Origin of the sequence: Peribacillus sp. YIM B13481 (genome assembly GCF_042787985.1) — a bacterium.
GTDB lineage: Bacteria > Bacillota > Bacilli > Bacillales > DSM-1321 > Peribacillus > Peribacillus simplex_A.
In genome coordinates this window covers 81,289-88,861 of the sequence record NZ_JBHZPE010000017.1, presented here as the reverse complement: position 1 = coordinate 88,861, position 7,573 = coordinate 81,289, and the positions used below count along the sequence as shown (strand labels likewise).

7 protein-coding genes are annotated in these 7,573 nt (G+C 41.2%); 3 read left to right on the top strand and 4 right to left on the bottom strand.

Annotated elements, in window-relative coordinates:
- Positions 1-131: 131 nt before the first annotated feature.
- The 3 genes from mutL to ACFX4X_RS12330 form a co-directional block, all read right to left on the bottom strand.
- Positions 132-2,072 (bottom strand): DNA mismatch repair endonuclease MutL, encoded by a 1,941-nt coding sequence (gene mutL / locus ACFX4X_RS12340; protein WP_377383774.1) that lies wholly within the window; start codon positions 2,070-2,072, stop codon positions 132-134.
- Between the two features lie 22 nt (positions 2,073-2,094).
- Positions 2,095-4,722: a DNA mismatch repair protein MutS gene (gene mutS, locus ACFX4X_RS12335; RefSeq protein WP_317776837.1), complete on the bottom strand. Its 2,628-nt coding sequence runs from the start codon at positions 4,720-4,722 to the stop codon at positions 2,095-2,097.
- 269 nt (positions 4,723-4,991) lie between these two features.
- Positions 4,992-5,531 carry an outer spore coat protein CotE gene (locus ACFX4X_RS12330; protein WP_089364422.1) on the bottom strand — a complete coding sequence of 180 codons (540 nt, stop codon included), beginning with the start codon at positions 5,529-5,531 and terminating at the stop codon, positions 4,992-4,994.
- Between the two features lie 550 nt (positions 5,532-6,081).
- On the opposite strand from ACFX4X_RS12330, the gene ACFX4X_RS12325 reads away from it, so the two are divergent.
- From ACFX4X_RS12325 to ACFX4X_RS12315, 3 genes are all read left to right on the top strand, one after another.
- Positions 6,082-6,234 carry a hypothetical protein gene (locus ACFX4X_RS12325; RefSeq protein WP_284471241.1) on the top strand — a complete coding sequence of 51 codons (153 nt, stop codon included), beginning with the start codon at positions 6,082-6,084 and terminating at the stop codon, positions 6,232-6,234.
- Between the two features lie 14 nt (positions 6,235-6,248).
- On the top strand, positions 6,249-6,653 hold the full coding sequence (locus ACFX4X_RS12320; RefSeq protein WP_284471242.1) for an IS3 family transposase: 405 nt from the start codon (positions 6,249-6,251) through the stop codon (positions 6,651-6,653).
- 208 nt (positions 6,654-6,861) lie between these two features.
- Positions 6,862-6,993: an IS3 family transposase gene (locus tag ACFX4X_RS12315; protein WP_375166244.1), complete on the top strand. Its 132-nt coding sequence runs from the start codon at positions 6,862-6,864 to the stop codon at positions 6,991-6,993.
- Between the two features lie 150 nt (positions 6,994-7,143).
- On the opposite strand, the gene ACFX4X_RS12310 is transcribed toward ACFX4X_RS12315, so the two are convergent.
- Positions 7,144-7,572, bottom strand: coding sequence for a YlbF/YmcA family competence regulator (locus ACFX4X_RS12310; protein WP_061462481.1), 429 nt, complete (start codon positions 7,570-7,572; stop codon positions 7,144-7,146).
- Between the last annotated feature and the right edge of the window lies 1 nt (position 7,573).

Sequence of the window (7,573 nt, the reverse complement as noted above, 5' to 3'; positions counted from 1 at the left end):
GGAGTCTCGCACTTCCGCTCCAATCAACCTTAAATAGTTTCGTTTTAAAAACAACAATCTTTACGAAAAGAGCCTTTAATAAAAATAACACTGGAGAGTCCTTGTAAATAAGGGTTCTCCAGTGTTTATTATTACATGATCCTCTTGAACATTTTCTCCATTTCATAAATGGAATAAGAGATGATGATAGGTCTTCCATGAGGGCATGTGAAGGGATCGGTTGTCCGTCTTAGTTCATCCAAAAGTGCTTGAATTTCATCATTGCGCAGATGACGGTTTGCCTTAATGGAGGCTTTACAGCTCATCATGATTGCTGCTTCCTCGCGCAGTTTTTTGATGTCTACCTTTTTCATCGATAACAATTGTTCGATCATTTCTTCCAGTATTTCCTGTTCAATTCCTTTAGGGAACCATTGAGGATGCGATCTGACAATATAGGCGTTATAGCCAAACTCCTCTAAAAAGACGCCGACTCGTTCCAACTCATGCCGATATTCATTTATCCGGATACATTGGTCAGTCGAAAATTCAAGCGTGATGGGTACGAGCATATCCTGTAGCTCGTTTTCGACTCTTCCGACTTTTTCTTTAAAATATTCGTATTTGATCCGTTCCTGGGCAGCATGTTGGTCTATGATATACAAACCTTTTTCGTTTTGGGCAAAAATATATGTTCCATGCATTTGCCCAATTGGGTACATGGGAGGGATTCGACTCTCCGACTCATCCTCCTCGATTTCTTCCTCTTGCTCGACAGTGTAGGTTGTATATTTTTCAGCCGATTCGAAATATGGTTTTCTTTCATCTTCTGGTAAGACCGGTATATAGGCATCTCCCATTTGCTGCTGTTCATTGCTGTAGATTAATTCCTTTATCGGTTCGAGATTGAATTCTTCAACATGATCCTCATAATTCTTTTGTCCCTGCTTTTCCCGGATTAAGGTATCCTTCAAGAGTGAAGCTTCTTTCTTGGCTTCTTCAAGGATACGCTTCCCCTTTTCCACGACATGGTCCAAATCCAGAGTAGTTTGCTCACTTTTCACCTGTTCCGGCTTTGGTGCAGGTGTATATCCACTAGGAATGAGAGATAGCTTTTTAAACGCAGATTTAATCGTTTCTGATAAAAGACTGTAAAGCTCCTGTTCCTTACTGAGCCTTACCTCCATTTTGGATGGATGGACATTGACATCGACAAGAATCGGATCCATTTCAATATTCAACAAAGCAATTGGAAAACGGCCAATTGGGAGAAGTGTATGGTACCCATCCAAGATCGCTTTCACGAGTGCATAGTTTTTTATGAAGCGGCCGTTTATCATAGTTGATATATAATTCCTTGAAGCCCGGGTGACCTCCGGCATAACGATATATCCGGATAATTTGAAGTCCAAAGAGCTTGCCTGAATCGGAATCATCTTTTTGGCGATATTCGTCCCATAGATTGCTGCTAGCACCTGCCTGACATCACCGTTACCATTCGTATGCAGGATACGCTTCTCATTGTGGGATAACCGTATAGAAACATCCGGGTGCGAAAGTGCGAGCCTGTTAGCGACATCCGTAATATTTCCTAGCTCGGTATGAATGGTTTTCATATATTTCAACCTTGCAGGAGTATTGTAAAACAAGTCGGAAACCAGGATATCCGTTCCCTTACGGCTGGATGAAGCCTCGAGTTCTTTAACCATGCCGCCTTCAAGAAGTATGCGCGTTCCTACACCTTCTCCAGTGCTGCTTTTCAATTCGAAACGGGAAACTGAAGCAATACTGGGCATCGCTTCTCCCCGGAAGCCCAGTGTTCGAATTCGGAAGAGGTCATTTTCATCTTTTATTTTACTTGTGGCATGACGTTTAAATGCTGCCTCAATGTCATCAGCCAAAATCCCATCGCCATTGTCCACGATCCTAATGGAACCAAGTCCAGCTTCCACCAATTCAATCTCTATAATGGTACTGTTTGCATCTATTGCGTTTTCCACAAGTTCCTTAACGACTGAGGCAGGGCGTTCTACAACTTCGCCAGCTGCGATTTTATTAGATAAAGCCTCGTCAAGTTGTATGATTTTCCCCATTTTTATCGCCTCGCTTTTGTTCTCATTTTAGTTTCTTTTGTAATTTATAAAGAATATTCATCGCCTCAAGCGGCGTCATTTCAAGGATATCCAGTGATTTTATGTCGTCCAGCACCTTATTTTCCTTAGGTGAGGAATTCACTCTTCCCTTAGGAGCCTCTTCCCCAAAGAAGGAAAGCTGTGCTTCATTGACTGATGTTACAGGAGCTGCTTCGGCGATAGGTGCTTTTACAACAGCAGCAGGCTGCTCATGCATCCCCTTTTCTTGTCCATTTTCATTCTCTAACTTCGCTAAAATAGCAGCGGCCCGATCAATTAACTGCTTCGGTAAATCAGCAAGCTTTGCCACGTGAATTCCATAACTTTTATCTGCTGGCCCTTCTTTAATTTTATGAAGGAAAACAACATTTCCATTTTGCTCAATTGCACTGACATGGATATTTTTCAATTTAGGCAGTTCCGATGCCAATACCGTCAATTCATGATAATGAGTCGAAAAGAGGGTCTTTGCCCCAATTTCTTCATGAATATATTCAATGATGGCCTGGGCAAGTGCCATCCCATCGTAAGTTGATGTTCCCCGCCCGATCTCATCAAATAATATCAAACTGTTTTCAGTCGCATTCATAATGGCATTTCTTGCCTCAAGCATCTCGACCATGAATGTACTTTGACCGGAAATCAAATCATCAGCAGCGCCAATCCTAGTAAATACCTTATCAAAAATAGGCAATTCAGCTATACTTGCGGAAACGAAGCATCCAATCTGCGCTAGAATCGATGTTAGTGCAAGCTGGCGCATATACGTGCTTTTACCCGACATATTGGGCCCTGTGATCAAGAGTAGCTCCCGTTCTCCATCCATAAAGCAGTCATTTGGGACATACTCCTGTGATTGAAGGACTTTCTCCACTACTGGATGCCGGCCTTCCTTCAGGACGATTCTTCGATCATCAGAAAAGACAGGCTTCACATAATGGCGTTCTTCGCTAATCGTCGCAAAGCACTGCAGGACATCCAATTCACTGACGCCTTTCGCCAAATCCTGTAAGCGCGGGATATAGCTTTTGACCTCTTCACGAAGATTGAGGAATAGGTCATATTCCAAACTGATGCTTTTTTCCTCTGCTTGTAAAATCAAAGCTTCCTTTTCTTTTAATTCAGGTGTGATATAACGTTCGGCATTCGTTAAAGTTTGCTTCCTTTCATAGCGCCCTTCTTCAAGCAGGTGCAAATTGGCTCGTGTGACTTCAATATAATAGCCAAAAACACGATTATAACCGATTTTCAATGATCTGATTCCTGTACGTTCCCGTTCTTCACGTTCCAGCTGAGCAATCCACGTTTTCCCGTTCCTGCTGGCATCCCTGTATATATCCAGCTCCTTATGGAAACCGTCCTGAATGATATTCCCTTCCTTGACGGACAATGGCGGGTTTTCAACAAGCGCTGTTTCAAGCAAATCCGTCACCTCTTCACAAGGATCCAATTTTTCGGCAAGAATTGAAATATCATGATCGGAAGCCATTGACTTCACGATTTCACGAATGATTGGCACCTGTTGCAATGAACGCTTCAATTGAATCAAGTCCCTAGCGTTTACATTCCCGAAGGCGACCCTTCCGGCCAGCCTCTCCAAGTCATACACTTCCTTCAGGCGTTCACGTAAGTCTTGCCGTTCGAAGTATTGATTTTTCAGGGTTTCAACAAGGTTTTGCCTCCGCTCGATCTGGTTTTTATTAATGAGCGGTCTATCAATCCATTGCTTCAGCATCCTTCCGCCCATGGCTGTTTTCGTTTCATCAAGCAGCCATAATAATGAGCCTTTTTTACCTTTGGAACGAATGGTTTCAGTCAACTCCAAATTGCGTTTGCTATAATAATCAATTTTCATATATTGTGACGTTTCATATGCAAGCACTGGCTGTAAATGATCCAGGCTGCGTTTTTGGGTACGGTATAGATAATTCAATAAACGTGAGGTCGTTGTCGCCAGTTTCTGGTCTTTTAACAGTTGAAGCAATGCAGCGAATGACTCGCTTTGAACCAAATTATTCTCTAGGGACAGAGCGGCAGCTCCCCGTTCTTGCAGCTTTTTTTTCCATTCTTCATTGAAATCTTCAGCGATGACCACTTCGCTAGCACCAAGGATGGCAAATTCATTCAGAACTTCTTCAAAACTCTCAATCAAAGTGACCTTATTTTCCCCTGTCGATAAATCATTGTATCCAAAGCCAAACTGACCATCCGTAAAATAAGTGATGGTGGCAATATAATTATTTTCCTTTTCTCTAAGACCCTTACTGTCCATTTTCGTTCCCGGAGTAATCAGCTGGACAACTTCCCTGCGTACCACACCTTTGGCTTGTTTGGGATCCTCAGTCTGTTCACAAATAGCTACTTTAAACCCTTTTTCTATCAATATATCAATATAATTAGGAGCCGAGTGATATGGAATCCCGCACATCGGAATTCGATCTTCACTACCACCTTCTCGGCTCGTTAATGTGATTTCGAGCTCCTGTGATGCATTCAGTGCATCGTCAAAAAACATTTCATAAAAATCGCCTAAACGAAAAAATAAAAAGGCATCTTGATACTCTGCCTTAATTTTTAAATATTGCTGTATCATCGGAGTATATCCAGCCATTCTTTCAAAACCTTTCCAAACTAAAATCTATTACCCATTTATGTCCTTCATTATAACATACGGGTAAGCAACATTGCCTGTATTCGAAATTGAATGTAAATCAATTATCCTGTGGGATTAAACTGTTGAATGCTAGTTAAGTATCTGCAAAAATATGTACACGTATATAGTATCATTTCAATCTTATTTTTTTGGTAAAGGACTTGCCCCGCTACAAAATAAATAAAACCGGATGAAGGGAATGTCATCCGGTAGTTACTTTCTATATTCTATTCGTCTTCGAATTCATCAAGGAAATCCGGATCTAAATCTTCAAATTCCTCATCATCGAAATCAGAGCCCCAGTCATCCTCACAGCGGCCATCTGGATTAACAGCGACACAAATTTTCGTTTCGCCGACGACTTCCACAAAGAATTCCCTTTCCACATGGACAATTATTTTTTGTCCACATGGGGAGATGCAAGCTTCTAAACAATTCGGCTGTTGGACAGCTTTTGCAACGATTTCATGGTCATCTTGACAATCGGGATCACGGTATTTCAGCGAAATCACGTCGGTATATTGCACTTTTTCAGTTACAACTTCCGTCTTTGAATTATGGTTATAAGAATACCAGACGTTGATTTCGTAGCTGCCGTGAATTTCTACCTTTTTGCCGACTTTCTTTGCATCGTATTTATGGTTGATGATCCAACAACCTAGAATGCTAGAAGGATGATGAGCCGGGCAAATGGTGTGAGAGGACTTTGTGAATTTACGTCCCTTTGCCACCACCGCTTTAGTAATTATCTCTCTATATTGTGACATGCTAGCGAACCCTCCTCATACAGTTTCCATTCATCCTATGCGTGGTAAAAGTCTAGTGTGCGTAGAATTTTAATTGTTTGAAAACTGCAGTAATGTTTTAAACCTAGGTTATTTTATGCGCATCTTTTGGGATATGTGTCACGAATGGGCGCTGTATAAGGATTTCCAAGTATTAAAAAAGCCCTTCTAAATTGAACTATGGCCCTGATAGCTGACACATAAAAAAGCGTCCCTTTTCCGGTTTATTTATGTTCCAATAGGAGTAATGAGTATGGACGGAGGGGGTCAACGAGTAAGAATACATATACTGATTTACAGATTAAAGAACTTGAAAAGAACCCAAAAATCATAAGTGCTTCAGAGTGTTCTATTTTCCTATAATCCTGAATTTAAAACAAAAGCTATTAAGGAATATAAAAAAGGGGAAATCCCCCTCTCAAATTTTCATAGAACATGGATTCAATCTCGAAATCATTGGTAAGGAAAAACCTAAGCGTTGTCTACAGCGCTGGCGTGATACCTTGAAAGGCTTGGTGGAGGAAGGCTTCCTGTGAACGCCGCGGAAAAGGAAAGACGCCCTTCTTCTAAGCCACAGTCTGCAGAGGATCAACTTAGGAAGGCCGAAGCGAGAATCAAATTCCTTGAAACGGAAAATGACTTCCTAAAAAAGCTGGAAGAGTTAGAAAGGCGGGCGTGCAGCTGAGAAGTTCTATCTGATTGAAAGAACGATCAGGCAATACCAGTAAGAAGGCTGTTTCCTATCTATGCAAATTAGCTGGTGTAAGTCGAAGTGGCTACTATGATTGGTTAAAGGCAGCTCCAACCCGTAAGCTACGCGAGGAACAGGATGATTTGGACATAAAATTAATTAAAAATATACTCCTCAGTAAAAAGGAAAAAGCAGGCGCCCTCCAGATCAAAATGGTTATGGAAAATGATCATTCGGCCGTCATGAATCATAAGAAAATCAGACGGTTGATGGCAAAATATAATCTCTTCGCAAAAATCAGAAGGGCCAAACCGTCTCGAAAGATGGCTAAGACAACCAAGGAGGAGCACCTTACTTGTCCAACCTTCTTAATCGTGAATTCAAACCGAGGGAGCCAGAGGAAATTCTGCTAAAAGACATTACCTATCTTTATTATGGAAAGGGTCAGCTTATTTATCATGCGTAAAAGATGCGGTCATAAAAGAAATAGTTACGTATCATTTATCCACTCCATTAGATATGAATATGTTTATGAAACATTAAACAAGCTAAGGCAGACTATGAATCACGAGTTCCATCCGAGTGCAATCCCCGTAAGGGAACTGTTGGGATAATGCGCCGATGGAAAGTTTTTTTGGCCACTTTAAAGATTTAGCAGAATATAAAACATGTACTAATTTAACGGATGTGAAGGAAGAAGTTGATCGAGTTATTGAAGAATACAATGAGTCTCGTTATCAATGGGGACTATAGAAAATGGCCCCGGTAAAATACCGGGACCACCTATTAGCCAATTTTTTCATACTGTCAAAAAAATGGGGTACACTTTACCCGAATAAGGGACTTTTTTTACTGTGTCCATTATTCGGGGTATAGTTCAAAATCAGTAGGGCTTTTTAATATTCATGAACAACTTCCGCCTCCGGCTTGCACCTGTGAACCTGTCTCACCGCGAAGGACGTCGCCTTCAGTCGATTCAATGATCAGGTCCGTTACCTTATTCGATACTTGTGATGAGACCATTTGCAAAAGATCATTTACATCAACTTGGGATTGTTTGAATTCTTGGACGATCGGTAGTTCATCCAATTGTTTTTCCAGTGCATCGATTTTAGCCTGAACTTGGTTGTATGCTTTTTCTTTTCCGTAATGCTGGAAGTTTACCGCCTGTTTTTGCAAGCTCTTGATACTGGCGATCATTTCACGGATTTTTTGGTTTTCATTGATGTGAGCTTCTGCCCGTTTAAAGAAATCGACTTCTTCCGTGCTCGCAATCATTTCAGCAAGCTCTGCCGCTTTTGACAGTATGTCATCTTTAGTATATTTAGTCATA